Origin of the sequence: Lacipirellula parvula, from assembly GCF_009177095.1 — a bacterium.
Lineage (GTDB): Bacteria > Planctomycetota > Planctomycetia > Pirellulales > Lacipirellulaceae > Lacipirellula > Lacipirellula parvula.
Genome location: NZ_AP021861.1, coordinates 6,350,728 through 6,377,650, shown reverse-complemented (window position 1 = coordinate 6,377,650; position 26,923 = coordinate 6,350,728). Strand labels below are relative to the sequence as shown.

Sequence of the window (26,923 nt, the reverse complement as noted above, 5' to 3'; positions counted from 1 at the left end):
CGGTGGCGCCGACTGCCGCGATCGTACCGTAGCCGTAACGATCGCGATTCTCTTAACAAGCTCCCCAATCACTCCCGCCTCGCACCGTCCTAATCGACGGCCCTCCCCGAAGAACGCTCATGACTCGCTCCGTTTGCTTTCGCTCCACCTTGCTCGCCTTCGCGGCGATTTCCTTTCTGGCCGTTCCCGCCGCTGCCGCGCTCGTCTCGCCCAGCAAAGCCAACGGCACGTTTATCGCAGGCTCGGGCATTCCGGCCGACAACTTCACCTCGGTGACGGCCAACACCGGCGACACGGTCGCCCTCAAAGGTCGCCTTCGCGACACCGGACAACCCCTCTCGCAAAGCGGCAACGTCTACTACGTGCCGACGGGGCTGGCTGCCGACAACGTGAACCCCGCCTGGTCGTTCGATTATCAGTTCACGCCGGAAGATGGCGCCGCTGATCCGAACTTCTTCTCGCTGACCGACTACTGGCTCACGTTGGAGGTGGACTTCGATCCGACCCCCGGCTCGGCGAGCTTCAAGACCGTCGCGGGGCCAGTCTCGGGTTTGGCCCCGAACTTCTACGCGAACCCTGGTTCGGGCGCTTGGTCGAACGACGTGACGCCGTGGGTGGTGAGCGATTCGGCGAACCTTGGCTTTGCATCGTGGTTTTTGGCGCTGCCGATCGGGCCGACTGGCTACGATCCCGAAGTGGTCGGCGAGTACGAGATTCGTCTCACGGTGTCGGAGCTGACTTTCTTCGGGATCATTCCTGTGCGTGGGGCCGACATCGCCGCGACGAACATCTTCGTGCAGACGGTGCCGGAACCGGCGACCGCGGCGATGGCCGGCGTCGCCGTGATCGGGCTGCTCGCTGCTCGCCGTCGCCGTGCATGAACCAAATGACAGCGAGTTACGTTTAGAAATTAGAGACTGCGAGTTGGCCGCTTCCTGCCAAGGCGAGCTCGCTGAGTGAATCTCCTGTTCTGCCCGTCCTCTTTCCGGTTCGCCGGACGGGGGGCGGGCAGTTTTCGTTGGTTGTGGGAGCGGACTAAGGTTTTAGCTCGCGCTGAAGCGGATGTGATACTCGTCGACGAGCAACCAGATGGCGGTGGCGGCGAGTAGCGCGGCCATCGTGAGGTTGAACGCATGTAGCGCCGCGGGGCGTTGCAGCAATTGGCGAAGTCGCTCGCCGCCCCAAGCCCACACGGCAATGCACGGTAGAGCGACCGTAGCGCTGACGGCGGCGATGCCCACGGCAGCGGCCAAGCGGCCGTCGCGCGGCATGAACAAGATCGCCGTGTTGATCACCATCACCCACGCCTTGGGGTTCACGGCCTGAAAGAGCGCAGCGCTCCAGAAATTGAGCGGTTGGGCCAAGTCGCGACGCTCGGGAGCGCCGGCTTGGCCGATCTTGTAGGCGAGCCAAAGCAGATAACTGCAGCCGACCATCGCCATGACCCAACGCAACTCGCCAATCCAGGCGGAGATTGTGGCGAGGAGCGCCGCGGCCAGCAATACCTGAATGGCGTTGCCGAAGCAGATGCCGAGCATGTGCGGAACCGAACGGCGGACGCCGAAGTTGACGCCCGACGCGGTGAGCATCAGGTTGTTTGGGCCCGGCGTGATCGACATCACGAAGAGATAGCTCAGCAGCGTCGAGGCTTCGGGCATGGGGGCAAGCGAGCTGTCTAGGAGGTGAACGCGGCGGCGATGCGAGGAGGGACGCACGCCGCGCCTGCGAGGTTCACGCCTGGTTCAAAGAGAGGCTTGCTACCCGGGATTCAACCGGCGCGCGATCAGCGCGGTCGGACGTATTCGACGATGCCCGCGTCGATATACTGGCCGCCGCTATTCTGCCGGCAGTGAATCGAAAGAACGTTTTTCCCCGGCTTCAGCGCCGACGCTGCGGTCGCGCTGAGAGGGATTTCGGCATATCCGCTCGTCCAACGCGGCAGGCGAGCGATCTCGACGCCGTTAAGGTAGATCTCGACGTCTTCGTCATGATGGATCCGCAGGGCGAATTCCCTGTCGTCAAACGTCGCGGTCGCAGACGGCGCGGTTGGGAGGTCGAAAGAACGACGCAGCCAAATGTCGCGAGCGTGCCAGTCTGTTCGCACGATTGCTCCCGGCGTGCCCGTCGTGCCGAAGCCGCCTGGCGCCAGCGACCAACTCGAGTCGTCGAACGAATCGGCGGTCCAGTTTTCTGAGGGCGATTCAAGCGTGTATCGCCACAGGACCGGGCTCTGCTCGGCGGTTGCAGCAATGGTGTGTGTTTCCAGCGGGCTCAGGTCGATTTGTTCGAAATCAAGCCGATAGACGACGCCGTCGTCGAAGCCGACCATGAGCAGTTCGCCATCGGCGTCTTCGGCAAACGAAACGATCCGCGTCGGCGACCGACCTATTTCGACGATCTCCTTTGTATTGCGTCCTTCAGGAAGCAACGCCCAGAGTCGTCGAGATTCGAAGTCGCCGAAGACGTATTGGCCGATCAGCGCCGGAGTCCGCGCGCCGCGGTAGACGTAACCGCCCGTGACTGAAACGCCGAGGCGGCGCGGGTAGCTGAGAACGGGCGAGACGTAGCGTTCGTGCTCGCGACGGTATTCCTCGGAGAAGGGCGTCGCTCCTTCGAAGACGTTCCAACCATGGTTCTCGCCGACGCGGGCCAGCGTCACTTCTTCGAAACGATCTTGGCCAACGTCGCCCACCCAGAGATCGTTCGTTTGGCGATCGAAGCTGTAACGCCATGGTTCGCGAAAGCCGTAGGCCCAAATTTCCGGCCGGATGCCGTCGACGCCGACGAATGGATTGTCCGGAGGGATGGCGTACGCCTTGTCGGCTTCAGTTTGATCGACGTCGATGCGCAGCATCTTGCCGAGAAGTGAGCCCAGGTCTTGGCCATGGCCGCGTGGATCGCGCTGCGGGCCGGTGTCACCCGTGCCGATGTATAAGTAACCGTCAGGGCCAAAGACGATGCTGCCGCCATTGTGATCTTGCGTCACGCTAGGAATCTTCAGCAACTGGCGGGGAGGCTGGCCTGAATCGCCCTTAAAATCGGGGGCGAACGATCGCTCTTCAACGATCGTGGAAATCTGTCCTGCCTCGACGACATGGTACTTTAAGAAGTACCGATGATTCTCGGTAAACTTAGGATGAAAGGCGAAGCCGAGCAGGCCCGTCGCTCCGCCGCGGCGAACGACGCCGCTGAGATCAAGCAGCGGCGTGCGTCGATCGCCGGCCGGCGTCTTCTCGACGATCCAACTCATGCCGGCATGTTCGAGCACGACGTAGCGACGACCGTCGCCGGGGATGCGGCCGATCCAAACAGGATGATCGAAGCGAAGGCTCGCGTCGAATAGCGGCACGAATTGCACTGGCTCCGCGCATGGAGGTATTTCGTTGGGCGTTGACGGCGAGGCTGAAGCGCCGAGTTCTTGCCGAAGCGATTGCAGGTAGGCGAGGAGGTCGACGAACTCATCGCGAGTCATCGACTTCTCAAGCCCGGCGGGCATCAGCGAAACGTCGCTCTCCTGGGTCGCGACGACCTCGGCCGCGGGGATGCGGACGGGGCGGCTGTTTTCGTCGAGCAGTTCGAGCCAATCGGCCGTGACTCGTTGCATGACCCCGGCGTGCGTTGTGCCCGCATCCGTTTGAACGATCGTGTTGCCGTAGCCGATCGCGATCGTTGCCGAGGGATTGAGGATCGAGTCGATCAGTTCAGGGAGTTCAAACTTATCGCCGATACTACTCAGGTCGGGACCGGCGAAGCGACGGTTACCGTCGACGGTGTGGCACTTCGCGCAGTTGGGACCGGCTGATCGCTCGAAGACGAGCTTGCCGCGCGCGACGTTGCCCTGATGAGTCAGCGCATATTCGGCGTAGTCTCGGCGTGCTTGCTCGTCAGCGGTCGAGGAGGAGGACTCCGCGCCATGCGTCGACGCATGCCACGCACCGATCAGAATGGCAAGCGAAAGGGAGAGGGTCTTCCGCATCAATTAAGTCCGTCGCGTGGAATACAGGTGACGTTGAACATCTCTCCAGCATGGAAGGCGCAAAAAGGGCGGTCAATGAGATAGGACGCTCCTGCGTTGGCATTTGTAAAGAGCGAGTCTCAATTTCGTTTGAGTCTCCTTCCTCGCTAACCTTGCTTTCTCGAAATGGAGGGGTGCGCGCAGCGAAAGTTGCGGGGGTACGAATAGCCCCCGGTTTGAAGAACCGGGGGCTAAGAGTCTTGCGTGTTGGAGAAAGGTGCGGTCGGCGATCGATTACCGCCGGCGTCGCACGACGCCCAACGCTCCCGCCGCTAGAGCGAGCGTCCACGTCGACGGCTCCGGCACGGCGGCGATGTAGAAGAAACTGAAATGGTCGGTTGTGCCGCAAACCGAGCCGGTGCTACCTTGCTTCGGTTTTCCTTTCTGGAACTCGCCCCAGACGCCGGTTGATTCGTTGAGCGAGCTGAAGACGAAGCTGCTCGGGTCGGCGGGCCTGTCGAACTCGACGGCGAGCGTCACCGGCGCCCGCAATTGGTGGATCGCGTTGCCGGACGCTTGATCGAAGAGCGAGACGCCGAAGACGAGTGCGCCTTTCGGGGCGGGGGGAAGATCGCCGGGGAGGCTGTCGGTGAAGAGGACCTCCAGCGTCGCGGGGGCGCCTTGCCAGAGTTCGGTTGGGTCGAAACCGAGTCCGAACACGTCATGATGGAAGAGCGGATTGACCTCTGGCTCGTTGGACGTGTAGAGGGGGTTGGGAGCGATGACGGCCGACCCCTGGGGCGATCCGAGCAGGACTGCGAACTTGGTGGCATGCGAAACGTTGACGCTAGCCAACGCGACCATGAGGGCCAGTGCCGCGACGCTCGAACGCTGCATGAGACGACTCCAGATGAGATGTTTTGACGGGATGTGGCGGGGCGAGTCCCTAGCTTAGATGGGGCGTGGCGAGGGGGCAATTCTTTTCTGCAGCGCGATGACTGCACAGCGGGCGTTATTGAGTCAACGTCGGCAGCGGACGAAGGGCGCCATCGCCAACAGCGCTAGCGCGATGCCTGTTGGTTCAGGAACTGAAAGGCTGCTCGGCGAGGCAGCGGCATTCGCATGTTCGCGCTGCCAGATGAGGAAGTCGGCGCCATCGGTGACGCCGTCAGCATTCGCGTCGCCCGCGCGGGTTGCGCCGAACGCCGTCTGCCAAATCGCAAGGTCGTTGCCGTCGACTGTGCCGTCGAGATCGAAATCGGCGGCCGGCACGGCGTCGAGAATTGCCGCGTGCATCATCGACGACAGGACTTCGACGTTGGCGAAGTGGCTCAGGTCGGTGGCGAACGTGAAGACGAGGTCGTTCTTCTGATCAATCCAGCTGTGAAAGCCGCGGGCCCCAGCGGCCATCGCTTCGACCGGCGGCCCGGCCTGGACGAGTTGATTTACCCAGACGCCGACGCCGTAGTAGTTGTTGTCGGCGGGCGAATTGTTGACAGGCTGGCCGTCATTGGTTTGGCGGGTGAGCATCTCGTTCACTGCGGCCGACGACAGGATGCGAACGCCGGTCGCGCGATCGACGCCGTCGTTGGCAAGCATATCCATGAAGCGGCTGTAGTCGCTCGCGGTCGACTCGACGCCGCCGGCGACGCGCGGGTTTGTGTCGCTGGCGATGACGAAGGAGGTGTTCGTCATGCCGAGGGGCTCGGCGATGCGCTCGGCGAAGAGATCGATGTAACGCTCGCCAGTGGCGACTTCCGCCGCGGCGCCGGCGGCTTGCATTGACAGCCCGCCATACGAAAACGTGCTGCCGGGGGTGAAGGCCAGCGGCGTTTGCTTGATGATCGCCGCGGCCTGACGGAGCGTGATGTTCTTCTGGTAGAGGACGAGCGCCTGCTCATCGCCGGCGATGCCGGAGGTGTGCGAGAAGGCTTGCCGGATGGTGATGTCGCGGAAGCCGGGGGCGTTGTATTCGGGCAGAAAGTCGGCGAGGTGGCTGTCGAGCGAGAAACCTCCGTTGCCCGAATCGGCGATCGACATGAGCAGCGCGCCGCTGAGCGTTTTCGTGCTGCTATCGACGTTGGCGGGGCGGTTGAGCGACCAGGCCCCGAAGACCTGATGGTAGATGGGGACGCCATGCTTTAGGAGGCGAATCTCGAAGCCTGGAACGGGCGTGCCGACGTGTTGACCGGCGAGGGCGCCATTGGCGAGTGCCGTCAGCGCGCTGAAATCGTGGGCGGCAGTTGCCTGGGGAGCGTGGAGCATCGGAGCCATGATGGCGATGCAAACGGCTAGCAGGCGGGGCAATGGGTGCGGGATCATACGGCGAGATGCGGGGTGGGCGGGAACTTCATCATCGCACAGCGGCGGGTAACTTCCAGTTCGCGGCGGCCACGGCGACCGAAAGTGGGGTAGGGGAGGAAGTTTTAGCAGTCTTGGCGCCGATAGGAGAGGTGGGATCGTGCATCTGAAGGCCAGTTGCTAGCACGGCCCGGATTTCACCTCGCGGTAGGACGCCACCCATGTATTGTGCGGAATGCGGGACGAAGGGGACAGGAAAATTCTGCACGGGGTGCGGCCAGCGATTGGCGACGGCTGCCGGGGGGCAAACGGGGGCGAACGACGGTTCGCTGCCGGCCCCCATCGACTACGACGCGACCGTCGTCCTCACGATCGATTGGTCGGACGTCATCGACTACGAGACGCTGATTGCGATCCCCGCCGTGCGCGACCGCATCGCGCGGGCATCAGCTCAATCGAAGAAGCGGATGACTGGCGAGGAAATTCTTGATCTCTACGGCAAAGCCCTCGGCAAGCTCGCGGGAGTGCCGCTGCCGCTGTCGATGTCGACGATTGCCGGCGTCGCGCAGTCGACGTACGCAAAGCTGGGCGTGAAAACCGGCAAGTCGCTGAGCGGCGCCTACGTCGTACCGGTGGGCGAGATGCTGGTGCGACTCTTGTGCTCGCTCGCGAAGGAAGGGCGAGCGCTGCGTGACGTGCATCAACTTTCCGATGGCTGCATTGTGCGGGCGGCGTTGCCGTCGGATCTGTTCGCGCTTGAGGGCGATGTGGTCGTCAGCGTGACGCGCATTGCCGGCGGTAGCTGCATCGAGGCGGCGACCGAGATCCCGGGCCAGATGTTCGACTGGGGGAAGAGCACGCGCTGTTTGGGGGCGATGCTGGCGGAGCTAGGGGCGGCGGCCGCGGCGTAGGGGGCGTTTGCCGAATTTCTATCCGGCGTGGTAGAATTGTCAGCATGGGTTGCTGGTGAGTTGAGCCGCAGGCGCCAAGATGGACGACATACTAACTTCGATCGCGGGATTGTCTTCCGCCGAAAAATTTGAGCTGCTGGGAAACCTGTGGGACGACTTATCCGCGTCTCCGAGCGAAGTTCCCGTTCCTGATTGGCAGAAGCAAGAGCTTGAGCGCCGCCAGAGTGATGCTCGCGTAACGACGTGGGACGATATCGTGGATCGGCTCAAGGCCAAGTATGGCCACTGAGTTGTACGTCAAAGAGATCGTCTACGACGATCTCGAAGCGGCCTGCGATTGGTATGAGCGCCAACGCCGAGGACTCAGCATCTACTTCATGACTCGCGTCAACGATTGCATCTCGCGTATCGTTGCGGCTCCGAACTCATTCGCGATAGCTTGCGGAGATTATCGAAGAGCTCTGGTGAAGCGGTTTCCCTACGCAGTGTTCTACCAGTACGATGGGCGTGAAGTCACGATTTGCGCCATCTTTCATACCTCGCGCGACTCAGAGGCTTGGCAGCGGCGGCTTTCAACTTAGCCGCACGGCTGCAGGCCGTCGTTGGGTCGTTTGATTCCTCTTCTTGCCGACGCTTATCCTTTCATGAATCTCCTCTGGATCGTCCTCCCCAGTGCGCTCGTGCTGGGCATCGCTTACGTCACTTACGGCCGACTGCTCGGCAAGCTGCTGCGTCTCGATGCGAAGGCGCCGGTGCCGGCGGTGGAGCAGCGCGACGGGGTCGACTTTGAGCCGATTTCCGCGGCGGAGTTGCTGCCGCAACACTTCTCCGCAATTGCAGCGGCGGGGCCGATCGTGGGGCCGATTCTCGCCGGGCTGATGTTCGGCTGGCTGCCCGCGCTCCTGTGGATTCTGATCGGTTCGATCTTCGTCGGCGGCGTGCAAGACATCACGTCGCTGGTAGCGTCGATTCGCCACCGTGCGACTTCGATTGCAGAGGTGGTGCGGCTCTACATGACGCGACGTTCGTACCTGATGTTTCTGGCGTTCATCTGGATCGCGCTCGTCTATATCATCGTCGCGTTCACCGGCGTGACGGCGGCGTCGTTTGTGGGAGCGCCGCTCGCAGAGAACGGCGGCATCGGCGGCGGAGCGATCGCGTCGGCATCGCTGATTTATCTGGGCATCACGCTCGTGATGGGCCTCGTGATGCGATACGCAGGGATGCCGTCATGGCTCGCGCTCTGCGTCTTCTTGCCGATGGTGGTGCTCGCGATCGTGTTTGGGCCGAACGTGCCGCTTGACCTCGCGGCGATCACGGGCTGGAGTGATGGCTCGGCGGTGAAGCTGTGGAGCACCATCTTGCTGGCCTACTGCCTAGTCGCGGGCGTGTTGCCGGTGTGGTTGCTACTGCAGCCGCGTGGGCAATTGGGCGGGTACTTTTTGTACGCCGCACTCGGCGCTGGGGCGTTGGGCTTGGCGTTTGGCAATGTTCGCACCGAGTACCCCGCGTTTCGTGGTTGGGAAGTTGCCACGGCAACGGGCGGAACCGCTTCGCTCGTACCGCTGCTGTTCATCACGATCGCGTGCGGCGCCTGTTCCGGGTTCCACTCGCTGATCGCCAGCGGCACCACGTCGAAGCAGCTACGGAACGAAATGGACGCCAAACCGGTCGCCTACGGCTCGATGTTGCTGGAAGGGATGGTCGCCGTCGTCTCGCTCTGTTGCGTGATGATGTTCGCCGAAGGCTCGCCCGAACTGGCTGGTAAGCCGAACCAAATTTACGCGCACGGCATTGGCAAGTTTCTCGACGTCTTGCATGTTTCAAAAGCGATTGGCGTCACCTTCGCGCTGATGGCGTTCACGACGTTCGTGTACGACACGCTCGACGTTTGCACGCGGTTGGGACGATTCGTCTTGCAAGAGCTCACGGGCTGGCATGGCCGCGGCGGACGGATTTTTGGCACGGCGGTCACCGCGGGCGTGCCGCTCTTCTTCATGCTGCGACATCCCTCGGATGCGAAGGTGCCGGTGTGGCAGCTGTTTTGGAATCTATTCGGCGCGAGCAACCAGCTACTCGCCGCGCTGACGCTGCTCGGCGTGACGGTTTGGCTCTGGCGGACACGACGCGCCATATGGGTTTGGTTCGTCACTGGGATTCCGACGGTGGTGATGTACGTGATGAGTACCTGGGCGCTAGTGACGATGACCGTGCCGGCGTTCCGCTCCAGCGAAGGGGCTTGGCAGGCGCCGAGCGACCCGGTGCCGTGGATTGGGCTCGTGCTTCTCAGCCTCGCAGTGCTAATGCTGGTGGAGGCGATCCGCGTGTTAGCGGGATCGAACGAGCCGCCGACTGGGAGCAACTTGGCGCCGGCTGCGGCGTGAGGGGCGCCTTGCAAGTGACGCTCCGGCGGGTCGTTGACCCGCGGCTACTTTTCCGCGAGCTTAACTTCGACCATGAGGTCGGCGGCGACATTTTCGAGGGCGACGCGGAGGTCTGCTTCGCTCACGTCGGGCGGCAGCCGCAGTTGCGCGGCGGCGTGGAACAGGGGGTGCCCCGTCTCCGCGGCGGCGCGGCATTCCGTGTTCAGCTCTTCCACGTTGACGCCGAGTGCGGCGAGGACGCCGCTGATCTGGCGGACGATGCCCGGTCGGTCTTGGCCTAGCAGGTCGAGTGATACAAGCGGACGATCGGCGATGATCGCAATCGCGGGGTCTGGATGGATGACTGTTTCGAGGCCTGACTTTGCTAAGCCGGCCAGCGCTTGCGAGAGCGAATCAGCACGGTCGGCTTCAACCTCGACGCGAAGGATGCCGGCGAACTGACCGGCCAAGTGAGCCATGCGACTCTCAAGCCAGTTGCCTTGATGTTCGGCGACGAGGCGTGCGATCGACTCGACGAGGCCAGGGCGGTCGGGGCCGAGAATCGTGAGCACAAGCGAAGTTGTGGACATGGCGGCGTCTGCAGAGCGTTCGAGGAGCATTCAGTGGTTGATTGCCGAACCTCCAGAATAGCCGGAGGGCCACGCCCTCCGGGAGGCGCCTTGCGTGATCGCGGCAGTTTTTTTGGCGCCGACCAGGACCTTGTGACTTTCCGGCTAGCAGGGATCGTATGCTGGCGGCATGTCAGGTGGGCACAGCCCAGTGGCCGCCGTCGCGGTAGCGGCGAGCGAGCAGGTTGTTCGCTTCGTTGTCGCTCGCGATTGTTTCCGCTTGCGGATCGAATGTGAGCGTTCGACCAAGCCGGGCGGAGAGGTTGGCGAGGTGGGCGAGCGTCGCCGTCCGATGGGCGGCGACGATTCCCGCCTTCGGCGCCGTTCCGTCTCGAATCGCGTGGAGCCAATCGGCATGGTTGTCTTCCACGCGAGCGGCGAGCGCGCCGTTGAGCTTACGCTCACTTCGCGCGTTGCGCGGGCCGTACAGTTCGAACTTTCCCCGCTTGCTAAGAAATATCCGGCCGTTCGTGCCGAGGAACTCGACGCCACTGTCGACGTTGTGCGGGTAGTTCGTCGTCCAGAGCCGTTGTTCAAAAATCAGCATCCGTCGTTCACTAGGTCCGCCGGCGCCGGGCCATTCGAACGTCGCTTGCAGCGTGTCGGGGAATTCCTGGTCGTCGTCGAAGTGGTACTTGCCGCCGATTGCCGAGATCGTCGTCGGATGTTCCTCGGCGCCAAGGCCCCAGCGAGCGAGGTCGAGTTCATGGCAGCCATCGTTGCCGGCGTCGCCCGTGCCGAAGTTTCGCCACCAGTGCCACTTGTAGTGGAAGCGATTCGTTTGAAACGGCAGCCACTCGGCGGGGCCGACCCACGTATCGTAGTCGACCGTCGCGGGCGGAGCGGTCGGCTGCTTGCGGCCGATATTCTCGCGCTGTTGGTAGTTCCAGCATTTGGCAACGAGCACCTTGCCAATGACGCCGGCGTGAAGCATCTCGATCGCTTCGATGATGCCGGGCGTTGCACGGGCTTGCGTGCCATGAGCCACCGCAAGCTGCGGATGCGCAGCAGCGGCATCGACTAACAGTCGCCCCTCGCGCACGTTGTGCGAGCAAGGTTTTTCTACATAGACGTGCTTGCCTGCATTGAGAGCAAGCAACGCGGCGGGCGTGTGCCAGTGATCGGGCAGGGCGATGGTCACGGCGTCGATGGAGCGGTCGTCGAGGATGCGGCGAAAGTCGGCGACCGCTTGCGCCTGATTGCCAACCCGCCCGTGCTGGGCGGCTAGCCGTTCTGAATCGACGTCGCTGACGGCCGCGATCTCGACGTTCGGCAGCGTGAGGAGCGACTCGGCATGCCGCCGTCCTTGATTGCCGGCGCCAAGGATCGCGACGCGAACGCGCTCGTTCGCCTCGGCGGCTTGGGAGCAACGGCTAGGCAACAGTAGCGCTGTTCCGCCGACGGCAGCAGCGCCGAGAAAGTAGCGTCTGGTTGCGAAGGCCATGTGAGCGACTCAAGAGAAAAGGAGGCCGTGGGGCGAAAGTTCACCCTAGCCGTGGGAAAACCGAGGGTCAAGGAACGGGAGGCCTGGCGTGGTTTCGTCGCGGACGCGGGGCCTGCCGGTGTTGCATATCTGGCACTGGCGTTTGCGGATTCGGAAATGTCTCTCGGCGCAGGCTGAAGCGGCGCCCAGCGGGAATAGAATGCAGGAGTCGCTCGGCAAGCTCGCCCGGCGGCGCCTCCTCTTCCACCCATTCGCGCGGCGGTTCGTCCGTCTGCGCCTTCCTTAACTTCGCGCGGCTGCCGCGTTCACCTCCCATGGCTGATCGACCGCGCGACGGCAAACCGATCGGGCTCATTGGCCTCGGGCTGATGGGTACGGCGATTTGCGAACGGCTGCTCGCGACCGGCTACGAACTGGTGATCCACAACCGCACGGCCAACAAGGCGGCGCCGCTCGTGGAACGTGGCGCCCGCTGGTCGGAGAATCCGCTCCGCGAGTGCGACCGCGTCATTATCTCGCTCTACACGACCGAAGTCGTCGAAGAGGTGCTGGGCCAACTGGAAGACGCCTACCACCCTGGCAAGCTGCTGATCGATACGACGACCGGCGATCCGCAGCTAACGGCGTTGCTAGGCGCGAGACTCGCCACACGTGGCGTCGACTATCTTGAGGTGCCGATTTCCGGTTCCAGCGAGCAGACCCGTCGCGGGCAAACGACCGCGATGGTGGCGGGACCGTTACGTGCGCTTGAGGCGAGTCGCGATCTGCTTGATGCGATCGCCGCGAAGACTTACTACGTCGGCCAATGGGGGGACGGCGTGCGAATGAAGCTCGTCACCAATCTGGTGCTCGGACTCAATCGCGCTGTTCTGGCTGAAGGGTTAGTCTTTGCGAAGTCGATGGGCCTGTCGGCCGAGCGTGCACTTGAAGTGCTATTGAACAGCCCGGCCAGCTCGCGCACGATGGAGAACAAAGGACCGAAAATGGTGGCGGGCGAGTTCACACCTCAGGCCAAGCTATCTCAGCATCTGAAGGATGTCCGATTGATCATCGACGAAGCGGCGCGACGGGGCCGCGAGTTGCCGCTTACGGCGCTCCACGTGCAACTGCTGGAGCGGGCCGAGGCCGATGGGCTGGGCGAACTCGACAACAGCGTGATTATCCGCGCGATCGAAGAGGGCCTGCTGCCGGCTACGGCGAGCGGCGCCGCGACGCGAGGGATCGAGACGCTTAGTTCGTTGTTGAACGAAGTCGAGTGAGCTATTGTGGCGGAAACGGCGTCCAACCGTGCGTTGCATGGGTTGAAGTTCGTCGCAAGATTCTCGTGTGGCTGAGTATCGCGCATGAGGCTTTTTGCCGTCATCGCCATCTTGTGGAATGCTTGGTGCTCGTTCGCTGCTGGGGCCGACGTTCCGCGCATTAAGATCGCTCCATCAGTCGATAGCTTAGAGATTGCCGTCGACGAAGCCCCGGTCGCGACCTTCGTCTACCGCGACGAGAAGATTACGCGCCCCTACTTCGCTCATGTGCGTGCGCCGAACGGCGTCCAGGTGACGCGCAGCCATCCGCCAGTCGAAGGAAGCGACCCGACCGACCATCCCGAGTTCCACCCAGGAATCTGGTTAGCGTTCGGCGATGTGAGCGGCAGCGACGGATGGCGGTTGAAGGCGCCGGTTCGCTTTGAACGATTCGTGGAGGAGTCGCACGGCGGCGCGGGGGAGGCGGGCTTTGCGGCTGAGTTCTCGCATCGCGACCAAGCCGACCCGGAGCACGTGATCTGCCGTGAACTGCTGCGCTGCAACATGCGGGCGACGCCCGAGGGGATGCTGTTGCTGTGGGATTCGACCTTCAGCGGCGATCGCGAGTTTGCCTTCGGCGATCAAGAGGAGATGGGACTCGGCGTCCGCGTGGCGACGCCATTGCGGGCAGAGCAAGTTTCCAAGTTTCACCTGCCGGCCGGCAACGGCGAGATCGTATCCGCCGATGGTAAACGCAACGAGAGCGAAGTCTGGGGAACGGCGCCGGCGTGGTGCGACTATCGCGGCGTCGTCGACGGCAAGCCGGCGGGAGTGGCGATCTTCTGTCATCCTGAGAACTTTCGGCCGAGCCGATTTCATGTGCGCGACTATGGGCTGATGGTCGCTAATTCCTTCGGCCAGAAGGCATTCAAGGCTGGCGATGCGAGCCGCGTGGCGGTGCGGCCGGGCGAAACGCTGAGATTGCGGTACGGCGTGCTTGTGCACGGGGCGGAGGCGCCCGAGAATCTGGACCTCGACAGGGCGTTCAAGCAGTATGTTGAGATCGCCGGCGATTGACCTATCTATTCTGCACTCGAATCCGAAGCCGTGACGGCATCATCTCCCATCGAACTGACGCGCGCAGGACGCTACGCCGTCCTTGCCGCGGCGTTCCTAGGACTCGCTTTCGATGGCGTCGAACTTGGCCTGATGCCGGTGGCGTCGCTCTCGGTCACCAAGAGTTTGCTCGGAGCGGAGTACACCGAGGCGGACGGCGGCGTCTGGTTTGCGAGATTCACGGCCGCGCTGATGCTCGGCGCCGCGATCGGCGGCAGCCTGCTTGGCAACCTCGGCGATCGCATCGGTCGCGCGCGGGCGATGGGAATCAGTATCCTGTTCTACTCGACATTCGCCGGGCTGGGGGCGCTGGTTCGCTCGTGCGAAGAGATGCTGTTGCTGCGGTTCATGATCGGTCTTGGCGTTGGCGGGATGTGGCCCAACGGCGTCGCGCTCGCCGCGGAGTGCTGGCCGCGGGCGTCGCGGCCGACGGTGGCCGGCATCTTGGGAGCGGGCATTAACATTGGCATCCTGGCGCTTTCGCAGATTGGACGGTTCTGGCCGATCACGCCCGACTCATGGCGGTGGATCTTTGCGATGGCGGCGATTCCCGCCACGCTCGGCGTCATTGTGTTGACGTTGCTCCCCGAATCGCCGAAGTGGCTCGCAATGCGCGGCGCGGCGAAGCAACCGGCGCCGCCGCTGCGTACGTTGTTGCAAGGCGAGCTGCTGCCGCTGACGCTCGTCGGCATTCTGCTGGCGTCGATACCGCTGGTAGGAGCCTGGGCTGGCGGCAAGTGGATGCTTCCGTGGGCCGACAGCGTCGCGGGCTCCGCAGCGCCGGGATACAAAGCGACGACGCTGCAGTGGTGGTCGCTGGGCGCAACGATCGGCAGTTTTCTAGGAGCGCCGCTCGCCGGCTGGATTGGGCGACGACTTTCCTATTTCCTGATCAGCGTCGGGGCGACTGCACTTACCTGGGCGATGTTCCGCCTCACGGCGCCGCTCGAACCGTCTTTCCTGCCGATCGTGTTCGCGCAGGGGCTCGTGGCAACGCTCTTCTTCGGTTGGCTGCCGCTCTACTTACCGGAGTTGTTCCCGACGCATGTGCGGGCTAGCGGGGCCGGGGTGTCGATGAACATCGGCCGCTTCGCCACGGCCGGCGGCGTGCTCGCGGCAGGCTCGCTCTTCAAGTGGTTCGGTGGCGACTACGCAATGCTCGGCGGCGCGTGCGCGCTGATCTACGCAGCGGGAATGCTCGTCATCTGGCTGGCGCCAGCGACGGATGAACGCGGGCTGGAGTGAAGGAAATTCGCTAAAGTGTAGCCACAATTTCGCTAAGCCGCTTCGATAAATCGCCGGCTGTTGGAATCCGATCATCGGGGTCCATTGCGAGCAATTGAGTTGCAATTTCGAAGATAGGTCCGTTGGTAGGGTCGAGCCTTCTCGATGGAATTCCAGCAGCGATTCTGTTCGTGGCAAGAAACCAAAGGAGCAAGCCAATCTGAAAAAGATCGGATCGGGTATCAACCGGGTGTGACTTGTCTCTAGAATAGGCGAGCAGCTCAGGCGATGCGAAATTAGCAGGACCAACGAACTGGTGCAGCGAAGTGAAATCGTCCATTCGGCGAGCCGACACGTCTTCGCCTACGTACTTGGCGATTCCAAAGTCTACTAAAAATATGTTGTCTCGGTCTTCGTCGGTAAGCCATATTACGTTTGCTGGCTTTAGGTCGCGGTGGATAATGCTTTTGTCGTGGAGGTGTGCAATCGCATTGCAAACCTTAATACACGTATTAATTGCTGTAATAGCGTCAAGCGGAGCTTTATGTTCATCAAGGTACTGGCGCAAATTGACGTCTCCGAGTGACATCGCCATCCATGGAACATCAATGTTCTCTTCTCCCAAGCGAACTCGACCAGAACCGAAGCATTTCACTATGTTAGGGTGGCTAAGGTCGTTAAGTATGCGGATTTCATTCGCAAATCGATCTTGTCTTACGTCGTCAAGCTCCTTAAGGAACTTAACGGCACACAAGCCTTCCTCCGTGCCGTCTGGCGCAGTACATTCGGCCTCGAAGACTACTCCATTGCCGCCAGTGCGAATGTGTTTGCCTAGCTTGAATCGATGGCCTGTGCTTCCTTCTAATTCAAGCCCGTAAGCGAAAGAGAGTTTTTTGGTCGTTCCGGACGGGTCGATTCGCACGATGATAAATGACATATAAAATCTCGCGACATATTTTATTGCTCTAAGGCGTATTAAAGTACGTCAGCCGAGGTGCGAAGGTCAAGAGGCTGTGCTGTCTCTCGTTGTTTCTTTTAAGTATGCGCGATCGACCTTGCCGGTTGCATTCAGCGGCATCGCGTCGAGGAATACAATCTCCTCCGGCGCCTTGTAACCGACGCTCGCCCGCGAAAACTTGATCAGTTCGGCGGCCGTCGGCGCGGTTGCCTCCGGGTTGAGTTGCACATACGCCCGCACGTTCTCGCCGTGGACGAGGTTGTGGATGCCAATCACCCCCACGGCGGCGACGGCGGGATGCTCGAGCAGCGACTCTTCGATCTCTTGCGGCGTGATATTCGAACCATCGTGCACGATGATCTGCTTCTGCCGCCCGCGGAACCAGAGGTAGCCGTCTGCGTCGGCAGCGACGACGTCGCCCGTGTCGAGCCAGCCGTCGACGAGCGTTTCGGCGGTGGCGTCGGGTCGATTCCAGTAGCCGATCATATTTGCGTTGCTGCGGATCCAAAGCCGACCCTCTCCGCCGAGCGGAACTTCAGCGCCGGCGGCGTCGCGAATCGAACCCTCATAACCCGCGACTAGCTTGCCAATCGAGCCGACCTTGTTGAGGCCGTCGGGCGGATTGACGGTCGACATGCCGGTCTCGGTCATGCCGTAGAGTTCGTCGATCGCCTTACCGGCAATGGCGGTGAATTCGCGTTCGAGCTCGCCGGAAACTTTGTCGCCGCCGCTGACGCAGAGCCGCAACGAGCGGAAGTGCTCGGAAGTTGCGTTGTGGTCGCGCACCAGGGCGAACAGTGCCGCGGGCAGCATGCAGAGAAACGTTGGCTGCGTGCTCGCGAGTAGCGGCAGCATCTCGTCGCCATCGAGTCGGCGGGGCACTTCAACGCGCACGCCAGCCGCCAGCGCGCCGAACGAGATGTGCGTCGCGGCAATGTGCGAGTACGAGGTCGCGGGAAGAAAGACGTCGGCGTCGTTAAGTTCGAACCCAGCGATCGTGCTCGCGACGATCGAACCGAACGAACGATGGCTGTGGGTGACCCCTTTCGGTTTGCCAGTGCTGCCGGAGGTGAAGAAGATGAACGCTACGGCGTCGGGCGTCGGTGGAGTGACCTCAACTGCCGGTGGCTCTGTTTGCAGAAAGTGCTCAAAGCTCGGTTCGCGGCCGTCGGCAGCGCCGAATGAAATCCGGCCCAGCGACAGCATGCCGGCAAACTTGCTGAGCGCGAGGTCGGCTTCGCGTTCGGCGTGGTGGAGTAGCACCGAGGCGCCGCTTACTTCGAGGGCGTGATCAACCTCCGGCGCCTGGTAGCGGTAGTTAAGCGGCGTCGCGGCGAAACCCGCCTTCATGCATGCAATGTGGTGAATGACAAGCTCCGCGCAGTTTGGCATGAGCGTCGCGATGCGGTCGCCAGGCTTTAAGCCGAGAGTGAAGTAGTGCCGAGCGACGCGCGTGGAGACGGCGTCGAGTTCTTGCCAAGTAAGCTGGCCCTCGCGTGAGACGAGCGCCGGGGCGTCGGGATTCGCCGCGAGCCCGCGGTCGAGTAGTCGCGAGATCCGAACTTCAATCGTCAGCGGCGGACCAGCGAGGGGCATGAGTTGCTCCCGAAGTGATGAGGCGAGTTGACGCTATCGGGAAGTGTAGCTTATCGCGAGAATCACAGAACAGTGACGCTTAAATGTCTTTCCAGCCTCTGGCTCCGCCAGGGGGTAGCATTACTAGTGGCGATGCTTATCGAAGTGGCGGCCGACCCCCTGGCGGAGCCAGGGGGTAAAAAAACAATCACGCTTTCAGCATCGCGTGAATCACCTCGCCATGGACGTCGGTCAGCCGGCGTTCGATGCCGTTGTGGTAGAAGCTGAGCCGCGTGTGATCGAGGCCGAGCAGATGCAGAATCGTCGCGTGGAAGTCGTACACTGTCGAGACGTTCTCAACGGCTTGGTAACCAAACTCGTCGGTCGCTCCGTAGCTGAAGGGCGCCCGCACGCCGGCGCCGGCTAGCCACGCAGTAAAACCCTTCGGATTGTGATCGCGGCCTGACGCCCCTTTTTGGAACGTCGGCATCCGGCCGAACTCCGTGCAGAAGACGACGAGCGTGTCTTCCAGTAGGCCGCGTTGCTTGAGGTCGGCGACGAGCGCGGCGACCGGTTGATCGAGAATCGGGCCGTGCACCGCGTACTGTTCGTAGAGCGCCTTATGTCCGTCCCAGTTGCCAACCCCTTCGCCCATCGCGTACGAGCCGTTGAAAAGCTGCACGAAGCGGACGCCGCGTTCCACCAGCCGGCGGGCGAGAACGCAGTTGCGGGCAAAGCCGGCTTTCACCGGATCGGCGTCGTTGGCGCCGTAGCTATTGAGCGTGTGGGCTGATTCGGCGTCGATGTTCGCCACGTCGGGGAGCGACATCTGCAGTTTCGCGGCAAGTTCGTAGCTCGCGATCCGCGCGGCCAGCTGCGTGTCGCCCGGAAATTGTTCGAGGTGGCGATCGTTAAGCAGTTTGAGGAAGTCCCGCGACGCGGCGTCGCTCTGCGGCGTCACGCCGGCGGGCGTGTCGAGGAAGCGGACTGGTTGGCTGGCGTTGAATGCGGTTCCCTGAAAGACCGCCGGCAAGAACCCGGGCGCCCAGTGATTCGTCCCCGACTGCGGCACGCCGCGCGGATCGGGAATCGCGACGAACGCCGGTAGCTGGTCGTTCTCGGAGCCGAGGGCGTAGTTCACCCAGGCGCCCATGCTCGGGAAGCCATCGAGTGTGAACCCCGTGGCCATGAAGTTTTCGCCGGGGCCGTGCGTGTTCGTCTTGCTGGTGAGCGAATGGATAAAGCAGAGGTCGTCGGCCAACTCGCCGATGCGCGGCAGCAGGTCGCTCGTCATTTTGCCGCAGGCGCCGCGCGGGCGGAACTTGTATCGCGGCGCCGTGAGGTTGCCGTTTTCGCCTTGGAACGTCACCAACTGATCAGCCCCCGGCATCGGCTGGCCGTCGCGGCGGAAGAGCTCGGGTTTGTAGTCGAACGTATCGAGCTGACTGATGGCGCCGGAGCAGTAGATCATCAGCACGTTCTTCGCCCGCGGAGGGAAGTGAGGCGCCCGTGAGGCGTGGGGGCGGAGCGGATCGATTGCCGGACGAATGGGGCCGCCTGCCGATGAACCGGCTGCGTGGGCCAACTTGCCGTCGGCGTGCAGCAGATGAGCGAGCGCGATCCCGCCGAGCCCGATCCCCGTGTGACCGAAGAACTGACGACGGCTGAGCAGGTCGCGGCCGGAGCGTGAGAGAGGATTGGTCATGATGCAGGGTTCGAAGGCGGGGATTTTTAACCACGAAACACACGAAAGTAACGAAAGAACTTAGAAGACTGAGGAACCGCCGATGGACGCAGATGAACGCCAATGAAATGGCTTATCAGCGTTCATTCACGTCTATCGGCGGTTCCGTCTCTATGTTTTCATTTCGTTCCTTTCGTGTGTTTCGTGGTTAAGCTCTCAGTCTTTGAGTCTCAAGGGATAAACAGCAGTTCGTTGGCGTTGAGGATGCTGCGGCAGAAGGCTGGTAGGCCGTGCGAGGCGATCAGTTGTTGGCTGGCGGCGAGTTCGAGTTCATCGGCGTCGCGTGTGAAGGCTAGTTGGAACGCCCGCTGCACTTGCGCCGCTGCATCGTCGCCTGCCTCCGCGCGCAATCGCGTGGCGAGTCGTTCCGCTTGGTCGATCGTGAAGCGGCTGTTGAACAAGTTGAGGGCCTGAATCGCTGTGATCGACGTGCCGCGTTTAGGGCAAACTTGCCCGCCGTCGGGGGAGTCGAAGGCGCCGAAGATCGCATCGGGTCGCATCCGCACGCGGTGCATGTAGATCATCCGCCGCCATTCAGGCGGGCCGAACTCCATCTTCGGTTCGTAGACGCGGACGTAGTTTTCGTTTGCGGCGAACGCACTCCACCCGGGGCCGCCCATCGTCAGGTCGAGCGAACCGGTGAGCTGCAGCACCGTGTCGCGGATCGCTTCCGACTCCAGTCGACGCGGCGGGTAGCGCCACAGCAGCCGCGAGCCGGCATCGACCGCCGCGCATTGCTCGCGCGATTGGTTCGACTGCTGGTAGGTGTTCGACAGCAAGATGAGGCGATGAAGCTCCTTGATCGACCAGCCGCGGTTGATGAACTCTTGAGAGAGCCACTCAAGTAACTCCGCATGCGTCGGCGGCGTACCGTTGGCGCCGAAGTCGCTCGGCGTGTCGATTAGCCCCACGCCGAAATGATGCTGCCAGATGCGGTTCACCATCACCCGCGACGTGAGCGGGTTCTGCGGGCTGGCAATCCACCGCGCGAGCGCGAGACGCCGCTCTTGCTCCGGAGCGTCGAGCGACAGCCCCAGCGTGCCGAGCGCGGAGAGGGCGTCGGGAGCGACTGGCTCCTTCGGCGACAGTGGATCGCCGCGGAACAGTCGCCGCGTCGGCTCCGCCGGTTGGCTGAACGTGCCGGCGTAGACCATGGCGCCCTGATTGTTGTAAGGACGCCGCGTCTTCGAGTTGGCGACCTCGCGCCAACTGCCGTCGCGCTGCAGCGCTTCGATGCGGTAGTCGACCGGCAAGCGGTCCGCGTAGCCGCCCAAGCGATCGCGGCCCCACACGACGCGGTCGATCACCTGCGGCGCGGCAAAGTCGACCTGGGCCCAGCCATGCCCGTGCGTCTCGGCGATCCAACTCCAGTCGTTGCCATACTTGCCGTCGTTGAGATTCGCGAGGCGATGTTTTGAAGTGTCGGCATAGTTGCCCGAGGAACTTGGCTGGCCGCCATGTTCTGCGAGGGCCACGTTGCGCGAAGAGTTGTCGTCCCCACCAGCAGGCGTCCAGGCTTCGAGTTCGTCGAGACACGGCTCGCTGCCGTTGTTCGTCGCGGCCACCGTGAAGCGAACGGCCGTCGCTTCGATCGGATCGAAGCGTTCCTCATTCTCCAGCGAGCTAACTGCGGGCCGCAGGCCGTCGTTCGCCTGTTCGCGATCTGGTTTAATCCAAGGCCGCTCGCCATGGTTCACGCCCGCGAACACCGCCTGCAACGCGTAAAAATCTTTCTGCAAGATGGGATCGAACTTGTGATTGTGGCATCGCGCGCAGCCGACGGTCATGCCAAGAAAGGCCGTGGCCGTCGTGTTCGTCATGTCGGCAAGTTCGTCCTGCCGCTGCATGAGCGTCAGACCGACGTCGGGGCTTTTCACTTGGTCCCAGGCGCCGGCGACGAGGAATCCCGTGGCGGCCGACTCGCCGCTCGCGTCGCCGGCGAGCTGCTCGACGATAAACTGATCGTACGGCTTATCGTCGTTGAATGCGGCGATGACATAGTCGCGATAGGGCCACGCGTTGGGGCGCGGGCCGTTGGTTTCAAAGCCGCTCGACTCGGCGAATCGCACCACATCGAGCCAGTGCTGCGCCCAACGCTCGCCGTAGCGCGGCGATGCGAGCACCTGCTCCACGATGTTTGCGTAGGCGTCTGGTCGCTCGTCGGCGCTGAACGCCGCGACCTGTTCCGGCGTCGGCGGCAGGCCGAGCATGTCGAAGTACAACCGTCGAATGAGCGTGCGACGATCAGCGGCAGGCGAGGGAGTGAGTCCCTTCTCGCGAAGCTTCGCCATGATGAAGGCGTCGACCGGCGTCGCGATCCACGGATCGCCATCGTTCGGCGGACTAGTCGGCACGAGCGGCTGCAGCGACCAATGGTTGGAAGTGAGGGGCGCCGTCACGGGTTCATCGGCGGGCCCAGGCCAATGAGCGCCGGCGTCGACCCAGCGGCGAATCGTTTCGACTTCGGCGGCCGTCAACTTGGCGCCGGTGGGGGGCATCTCCAACTCGCCCTCGCCGGATATGAAGCGAACGAGCGGGCTTTCCTCGGCACTTCCCGGAACAATCGCCGCGCCAAACAGCTCGCCGCCAGCCAGCACCGCCTTCTGCATGTCAAGTCGAAGGGCGCTCTCTTGGGCGTCGGGGCCGTGGCAATCGAAGCAGGCGCGGGCCAAGATCGGCAGCACGTCGCGATGAAAGTCGACCGCCGCGGCGGCCGTCGCTTCAGCGGCCCGGCTGGTGAGCGTCCTCGCCGCGCAAGTGATCGTGAAAGCGGTGGAAAGTAGCAGGAGGGTTCGACGCATCGCGGCCTTTCGTTCCCATTAGGCTACCAAGCAAAAGGCCTTTCGAGGGCGGCGCTCACCAATCTCGGCAAAGATTTTGCGATATGGCTGAAGCTGCGGTTTGTAGCAAAATAAGCATCGACAGGCGCCGCTACGCCGCTACTTCGTACAGGCAGCGGTCGATGACGTCGATTGCGTAGTCGAGTTCATCGAGGGTGATGATCAGCGGCGGCGTCAGCAGCAAGATATTCCCCATCGTCAGTTTGAAGCTGAGGCCCTTGTCGAGCGCACGGTACATCACTTGCTCTGCCTGATCGGTGGCCCGCTCGCGGGTCTTGCGGTCTTTCACTAGCTCGACGCCCAGCGTGAGCCCAATGCCGCGGACGTCGCCGATGAGCTCATGCCGACGGGCCAATTCGCGGAGTCGATCGAGCGCGTACTCGCCGAGCCGCGCGGCATGCTCAAGCAAACCTTCACGCTCGATCACTTCAATCGTGGCGAGCGCGGCGGCGCAGGCGACGGGGCTCTTCTCGTGCGTGTAGTGGCCGAGCGCGCGATCGCCCGCGATGTCGAGCTCCTCACGCGCCACCAGCGCCGCGAGCGGCATGATGCCGCCGCCAAGGCCCTTGCCCGTCACCAGAATATCGGGCACGACGTCGAAGTGCTCGCACGAAAACCACCGGCCGGTGCGGCCGAGACCTTGCCAAATCTCGTCGAAGATGAGCAACGTGCCGTGCCGATCGCATGCCTTGCGGATGCGTTGCCAATACTCCGGCTTCGGAATGTAAGGAGTCGCGCGGCAAGGCTCGGCAATGACGGCCGCGACGTCGGTTTCTTTCTCAAGCATGTACTCGATGTAGTTCGAGCACTTCAGATCGCAGCCGCCGCGCGAGCCGCAGTCCCACAGGCAGCGGTACTCGTCGGGGGGCGGCGCATGCTCCGTGCCGGGAAGGAGCGGTCCGACGCCGGCGCGGAAGATCGCTTCGCCGCCGATCGAGATCGCATCGAGCGACGCGCCGTGGAACGAATCCCACATGCTGATCGTCTTGTGCCGGCAGGTGGCGATACGGGCAAGCTTCAGCGCGATGCCGATCGCTTCGCTGCCACCGGGGCAGAAGAGCACCTTGTTGAGATTGCCCGGCGTGATCTCCGTCAGCTTGCGGGCGAGATCGACGGCCACCTGGTTCGTGTAACGCCGCGTGCAAAACGAGAGTTCGTCGAGTTGTCTGCGGACAGCGGCAACGACGTCGGGGTGGCCGAAGCCGACTTGATGAACGTTGTTGCCGTGGAAGTCCATGTACCGCCGCCCTTGGACGTCGGTGACATAGATTCCTTCGCAGCTCTCGAGCGCGTTAAGGCAGGGGCTCGATAGCGACTGATGCAGGAAGTACTTCGAATCTTCCGCGAGCAGCCGCTGCGTTCGCTCGTCGAGTGCCGCGGTTTGCCATTCGGTGCGACGGTCGGAGCGATTGACATCGCCTTCAGACCGTTGCGCGGCGGGATCAAGTTGATGGACAAGGCCCGGTCGGGATGGAACCATGGCGTCGAATCGTGTGCCTGAGATGCCGCTGGACTGCGTCGTTTGCGATACGTCGGACGCTGGTCGCAATCAATGTTGAGCGCAGCTTAAACACTGAATTCGGGAGTCTCCAGGCGGGTTAGCGGCAGGGCTCCAGTCTATTTGCGCCCCGCGACGGCCAGATTGCGTCGGGCTAAACGGCTCCTCCAGAGACTGAGCGGCCGCCATCCTGCGCTTGCGATTTGCTGGATGGCCAACGATACTTGCCGACGCTCTCGCCCCGCACTCTCCGCCGCCAACGCTTGCCGATGAACGAAGTCGCGCCGCCGCAATTGGAACGAGGGCTCAATACCCTCCACGCCACGTCGCTCAACGTGGCAAACATGCTCGGCGCCGGGCCGTTCATTACCATCCCGGTGCTGCTCGCGGCAATGCATGGGCCGCAGGCGATGATCGGTTGGGGCGTGGCGATGTTGGTGGTGATGTGCGACGGGCTCATTTGGGCGGAACTCGGCGCCGCGTTCCCCGGCAGCGGCGGGACGTATCACTTTCTGCGTGAGATCTTCCGCGGATCGTGGTGGGGACGCTTGCTGCCATTTCTGTTTATCTGGCAGTTTCTCGTGAGCGGGACGCTCGAAGTCGCCTCTGGTTATATTGCAGCGTCGAATTTCGCCATCTCGCTGGCGCCGAGTTATAGCGGCGCGGTTCGCCACTGGGGCGTCAACGATACCGTCGCCATCGGCGTGCCGGCGTGCTTGTTTGTCGGCCTCGTCTACTTACTGTTGCGGCAGCGAATTGAATCGCTTGGCAAGTTGAGCTTGCTGCTCGTGAGCGGCGTGCTGGTCGCGGTCGGCACGGTGATTGTGCTCGGCGCGTTTCACTTTGACGCCCGGCTGATTACTTTTCCCGCGAATGCGTTCAAGCTCGACGGCACGTTCATCATCGGACTCGGCGCCGCGATGACCGTCGCCGTGTACGACTATCTCGGCTACTACAACATTTGCAACTTGGGGGACGAAGTTCGTCAGCCCGAGAAAACGATCCCGCGGTCGGTGCTGTTGTCGATTCTTATCGTGGCCGCGATCTATATCGCGATGAACCTCGCGTTCATCGGCGTCGTGCCGTGGCAGGAAACGGTGGAGCCGGGGACGCTGGCGAACACGAACATCGCGGCCGCGTTTATGACCAAGCTCTGCGGCGAACGCGTCGCGGCGGGCTTCACGCTGCTGATCATTTGGACCTGCCTCGCCGGGCTATTTGCGATGACGCTCGGCTACTCGCGGATTCTGTACGCCGCCGCGAAGAACGGCGATTTCTTCGCACCGTTCGCGAAGTTGCATCCCACGAAGGGCTATCCGTGGGCGGCGCTTGGGCTGCTGAGCTCGCTAACGGCGCTCTTCTGCTTCTTTCAACTGGAGCTAGTGATCAAGGGCGCCGTTACCGTGCGGATTGTCGTCCAGTTTATTGGGCAGATCGTTGCGCTTCACCTACTGCGGCGCGATGGAACGCATCCGCTGCCGTTCCGGATGTGGCTGTACCCGTTGCCGAGCCTCGTTGCGCTGGCGGGGTGGCTGTTCTTGTTGGGAACGAGCGAGGTCGCGCTCTTCTGGTTACTGCTGGCGGTTTACGCGAGCGGCGTTGCGGCGTTCGGCGTGCGCGAGGCTTGGCTGCGGCGTGGCTCAGAGTGATTTCTTGGCGCCAGCAGAAACTCAGCGGTTTTACTTCGCGCTCGTAAGCTCGAGCGTCGGCGTGTTTTCCCCGCTGCTCACTTCGATCGTTAGGCCCGAGTTCTCGGTGCTCGTGTAGCGCTGCGGGACGAGTAGCTTGCCTTGCGGGGCTTCGGGCGAAGTCGAGCCGCTTCCTTCGTAGGCGACGACGGCGACCTGGTGCGTCCCTACCATGGCGCCTGGTTCTCGCCCTGAGGAGAGCGTAAAGGTGCCATCCGATTGAATGGAGCCGTTGGCGCCGCGGCCAGCAGTTGGCTGAGTAAGGACTTGGCCGGTGGCGAGGGGCTTGCCATCGAGCAGCACTTTGCCAGTAACGGGCGCCAGCGTCGGACCGGAGCCGCCGCAGCCAAGGGATGTCAGCGCGGCGAGCAGCGCGAGTTGGAGGGCAATTTGGAAACGCATAGCGGATTGTCAAACGCTGCTGAATATTGGGTAAAGATGACGATTCAGTTGCCGGCGATCGAAACGACTTCGCCCGAAGCGCGACTCGCGAGCGGGCGAAGGACGCCGACGAGATCGACGTCTTCACGAACGAACTGCACCGAGGCGTCGGCCATGGCGAAGTGCGCCCCGCCTGGGTGCAGGCTGCCAAAGCTGAGATCATTGTTGTAGTAGCCGCTGGCCGGCATGCCGCTGGCGGCGCGGTAGGCAGTGTTGAGCGGCCACATCACGTTCTTCGCCGTATAGTTGTAACTGTACACGCCAGTCTTCGATGCGGAGCCAACGAGCCAGACGCGTTGCGGGCCGACGTCCCAGGCGACCTCGCCGATGAGGAAGGTGTTGGTGGAACCGTCGGTAATGTCCTTGAACGAGACCTCGCTGCCGGGGAACATCACGCCGTTCAAGGCCGTTCCCCCAGCGTCGCCGCAAGTCGATGACGCGGACATTTCGTACGTGGAGGCGGGATAAGTCTCGTTAGCGGCAATCGGGCAGTTTTTCTTCGCGCCCATCACGGCCATGAAGTGCGCTCGCAGCAAGTTCAATTCCTCGGCGTCGTTGCCGCCCGGCTGAGCGGTGAACGTCATCTCGCCGTCTTCCTTAGATGGGCACCGAAACGAGGGAAGCGGGGTGCGCGAGGCGTCGTAGTTCGTCGTGTCAGACCAATGCTGGTTGAAGTTCACCGTCTTGCCGATGTTCTGCTGTTCGATGTACGGCAAAATCTGAACGAGGTAGCTGAGCGAAGTGACTTGGTTGGTCGTGCCCGCGAGAAGCTTCGTCGTCGAAGCCGAAGGAAAGACGTTCTTCGAGTCGTGGTGATTCTGCGACGCGATCGCCAATTGCCGTAGGCGGTTCATGCAGTCGGAACGCCGCGCCGCTTCCCGCGCTGCCTGCACGGCAGGCAGCAGCAGCGCCACGAGCACGCCGATGATGGCGATCACGACCAACAGTTCTACCAGCGTGAAGGCTTGGGGACGGCGCTGAGTTCTCATCGAAACCTC

General features: G+C 62.6%; 22 protein-coding genes. 9 read left to right on the top strand and 13 right to left on the bottom strand.

The features are described 5' to 3' along the window. Positions 1-119: 119 nt before the first annotated feature. The gene (locus PLANPX_RS24865) at positions 120-881 is read left to right on the top strand and encodes a PEP-CTERM sorting domain-containing protein (protein WP_152101331.1); all 762 of its coding nucleotides are present in this window, start codon (positions 120-122) and stop codon (positions 879-881) included. A gap of 162 nt (positions 882-1,043) precedes the next feature. Here the strand turns inward: PLANPX_RS24865 and PLANPX_RS24860 are convergent, their stop codons facing one another. The 4 genes from PLANPX_RS24860 to PLANPX_RS24845 form a co-directional block, all read right to left on the bottom strand. Then, complete coding sequence (locus tag PLANPX_RS24860) at positions 1,044-1,658, bottom strand: LysE family translocator (RefSeq protein ID WP_152101330.1); 615 nt, start codon at positions 1,656-1,658, stop codon at positions 1,044-1,046. A 125-nt stretch (positions 1,659-1,783) separates the two neighbouring features. After that, entirely contained in the window at positions 1,784-3,976 is a 2,193-nt protein-coding gene (locus tag PLANPX_RS24855; protein WP_152101329.1) for a PQQ-dependent sugar dehydrogenase, read from the bottom strand. A gap of 273 nt (positions 3,977-4,249) precedes the next feature. Continuing rightward, positions 4,250-4,852: a PEP-CTERM sorting domain-containing protein gene (locus tag PLANPX_RS24850; protein ID WP_152101328.1), complete on the bottom strand. Its 603-nt coding sequence runs from the start codon at positions 4,850-4,852 to the stop codon at positions 4,250-4,252. A gap of 123 nt (positions 4,853-4,975) precedes the next feature. Further along, positions 4,976-6,220 (bottom strand): serine hydrolase, encoded by a 1,245-nt coding sequence (locus PLANPX_RS24845; protein ID WP_232536237.1) that lies wholly within the window; start codon positions 6,218-6,220, stop codon positions 4,976-4,978. Positions 6,221-6,477: 257 nt separating this feature from the next. Between PLANPX_RS24845 and PLANPX_RS24840 the strand changes: the two genes are divergently transcribed. The 4 genes from PLANPX_RS24840 (at position 6,478) to PLANPX_RS24825 (ending at position 9,551) form a co-directional block, all read left to right on the top strand. Continuing rightward, entirely contained in the window at positions 6,478-7,167 is a 690-nt protein-coding gene (locus PLANPX_RS24840; protein WP_152101326.1) for a hypothetical protein, read from the top strand. 79 nt (positions 7,168-7,246) lie between these two features. Continuing rightward, entirely contained in the window at positions 7,247-7,456 is a 210-nt protein-coding gene (locus tag PLANPX_RS24835; RefSeq protein WP_152101325.1) for an addiction module protein, read from the top strand. Continuing rightward, positions 7,446-7,748 carry a type II toxin-antitoxin system RelE/ParE family toxin gene (locus PLANPX_RS24830; RefSeq protein ID WP_152101324.1) on the top strand — a complete coding sequence of 101 codons (303 nt, stop codon included), beginning with the start codon at positions 7,446-7,448 and terminating at the stop codon, positions 7,746-7,748. The genes PLANPX_RS24835 and PLANPX_RS24830 overlap by 11 nt, the downstream gene beginning before the upstream one ends. 63 nt (positions 7,749-7,811) lie before the next feature. Next, complete coding sequence (locus tag PLANPX_RS24825) at positions 7,812-9,551, top strand: carbon starvation protein A (RefSeq protein ID WP_152101323.1); 1,740 nt, start codon at positions 7,812-7,814, stop codon at positions 9,549-9,551. A 44-nt stretch (positions 9,552-9,595) separates the two neighbouring features. Here PLANPX_RS24825 and PLANPX_RS24820 read toward each other — a convergent pair whose 3' ends face one another. Beyond that, positions 9,596-10,120 (bottom strand): glycine cleavage system protein R, encoded by a 525-nt coding sequence (locus PLANPX_RS24820; RefSeq protein WP_152101322.1) that lies wholly within the window; start codon positions 10,118-10,120, stop codon positions 9,596-9,598. A gap of 172 nt (positions 10,121-10,292) precedes the next feature. Then, on the bottom strand, positions 10,293-11,603 hold the full coding sequence (locus tag PLANPX_RS24815; RefSeq protein WP_152101321.1) for a Gfo/Idh/MocA family protein: 1,311 nt from the start codon (positions 11,601-11,603) through the stop codon (positions 10,293-10,295). Between the two features lie 314 nt (positions 11,604-11,917). On the opposite strand from PLANPX_RS24815, the gene PLANPX_RS24810 reads away from it, so the two are divergent. The 3 genes from PLANPX_RS24810 to PLANPX_RS24800 all read left to right on the top strand — a co-directional run bounded on the left by PLANPX_RS24810 (position 11,918) and on the right by PLANPX_RS24800 (position 15,202). Continuing rightward, positions 11,918-12,862 (top strand): NAD(P)-dependent oxidoreductase, encoded by a 945-nt coding sequence (locus PLANPX_RS24810; protein ID WP_152101320.1) that lies wholly within the window; start codon positions 11,918-11,920, stop codon positions 12,860-12,862. Between the two features lie 84 nt (positions 12,863-12,946). After that, entirely contained in the window at positions 12,947-13,918 is a 972-nt protein-coding gene (locus tag PLANPX_RS24805) for a DUF6807 family protein (protein ID WP_152101319.1), read from the top strand. A 30-nt stretch (positions 13,919-13,948) separates the two neighbouring features. Then, positions 13,949-15,202 (top strand): MFS transporter, encoded by a 1,254-nt coding sequence (locus tag PLANPX_RS24800; protein ID WP_152101318.1) that lies wholly within the window; start codon positions 13,949-13,951, stop codon positions 15,200-15,202. A gap of 10 nt (positions 15,203-15,212) precedes the next feature. Here the strand turns inward: PLANPX_RS24800 and PLANPX_RS24795 are convergent, their stop codons facing one another. The 5 genes from PLANPX_RS24795 to pbfA form a co-directional block, all read right to left on the bottom strand. Continuing rightward, positions 15,213-16,118, bottom strand: a complete 906-nt coding sequence (locus PLANPX_RS24795) for a serine/threonine protein kinase (RefSeq protein ID WP_152101317.1) — start codon at positions 16,116-16,118, stop codon at positions 15,213-15,215. A 66-nt stretch (positions 16,119-16,184) separates the two neighbouring features. Beyond that, positions 16,185-17,735 (bottom strand): class I adenylate-forming enzyme family protein, encoded by a 1,551-nt coding sequence (locus PLANPX_RS24790; RefSeq protein ID WP_152101316.1) that lies wholly within the window; start codon positions 17,733-17,735, stop codon positions 16,185-16,187. A gap of 187 nt (positions 17,736-17,922) precedes the next feature. Then, a complete protein-coding gene (locus PLANPX_RS24785; RefSeq protein WP_152101315.1) occupies positions 17,923-19,419 on the bottom strand; it encodes a DUF1501 domain-containing protein in 1,497 nt (498 codons plus the stop codon). 209 nt (positions 19,420-19,628) lie between these two features. After that, positions 19,629-22,259, bottom strand: coding sequence for a DUF1553 domain-containing protein (locus tag PLANPX_RS24780; RefSeq protein WP_152101314.1), 2,631 nt, complete (start codon positions 22,257-22,259; stop codon positions 19,629-19,631). A gap of 130 nt (positions 22,260-22,389) precedes the next feature. Further along, positions 22,390-23,778 (bottom strand): aspartate aminotransferase family protein, encoded by a 1,389-nt coding sequence (gene pbfA / locus PLANPX_RS24775; RefSeq protein WP_152101313.1) that lies wholly within the window; start codon positions 23,776-23,778, stop codon positions 22,390-22,392. A 287-nt stretch (positions 23,779-24,065) separates the two neighbouring features. Here pbfA and PLANPX_RS24770 point away from each other — a divergent pair, with 287 nt between their 5' ends. Next, a complete protein-coding gene (locus PLANPX_RS24770) occupies positions 24,066-25,445 on the top strand; it encodes an APC family permease (RefSeq protein ID WP_152101312.1) in 1,380 nt (459 codons plus the stop codon). 30 nt (positions 25,446-25,475) lie between these two features. Here the strand turns inward: PLANPX_RS24770 and PLANPX_RS24765 are convergent, their stop codons facing one another. Beyond that, on the bottom strand, positions 25,476-25,886 hold the full coding sequence (locus PLANPX_RS24765) for a hypothetical protein (protein WP_152101311.1): 411 nt from the start codon (positions 25,884-25,886) through the stop codon (positions 25,476-25,478). Between the two features lie 44 nt (positions 25,887-25,930). Continuing rightward, positions 25,931-26,914 carry a DUF1559 domain-containing protein gene (locus PLANPX_RS24760; RefSeq protein ID WP_152101991.1) on the bottom strand — a complete coding sequence of 328 codons (984 nt, stop codon included), beginning with the start codon at positions 26,912-26,914 and terminating at the stop codon, positions 25,931-25,933. Positions 26,915-26,923: the final 9 nt, after the last annotated feature.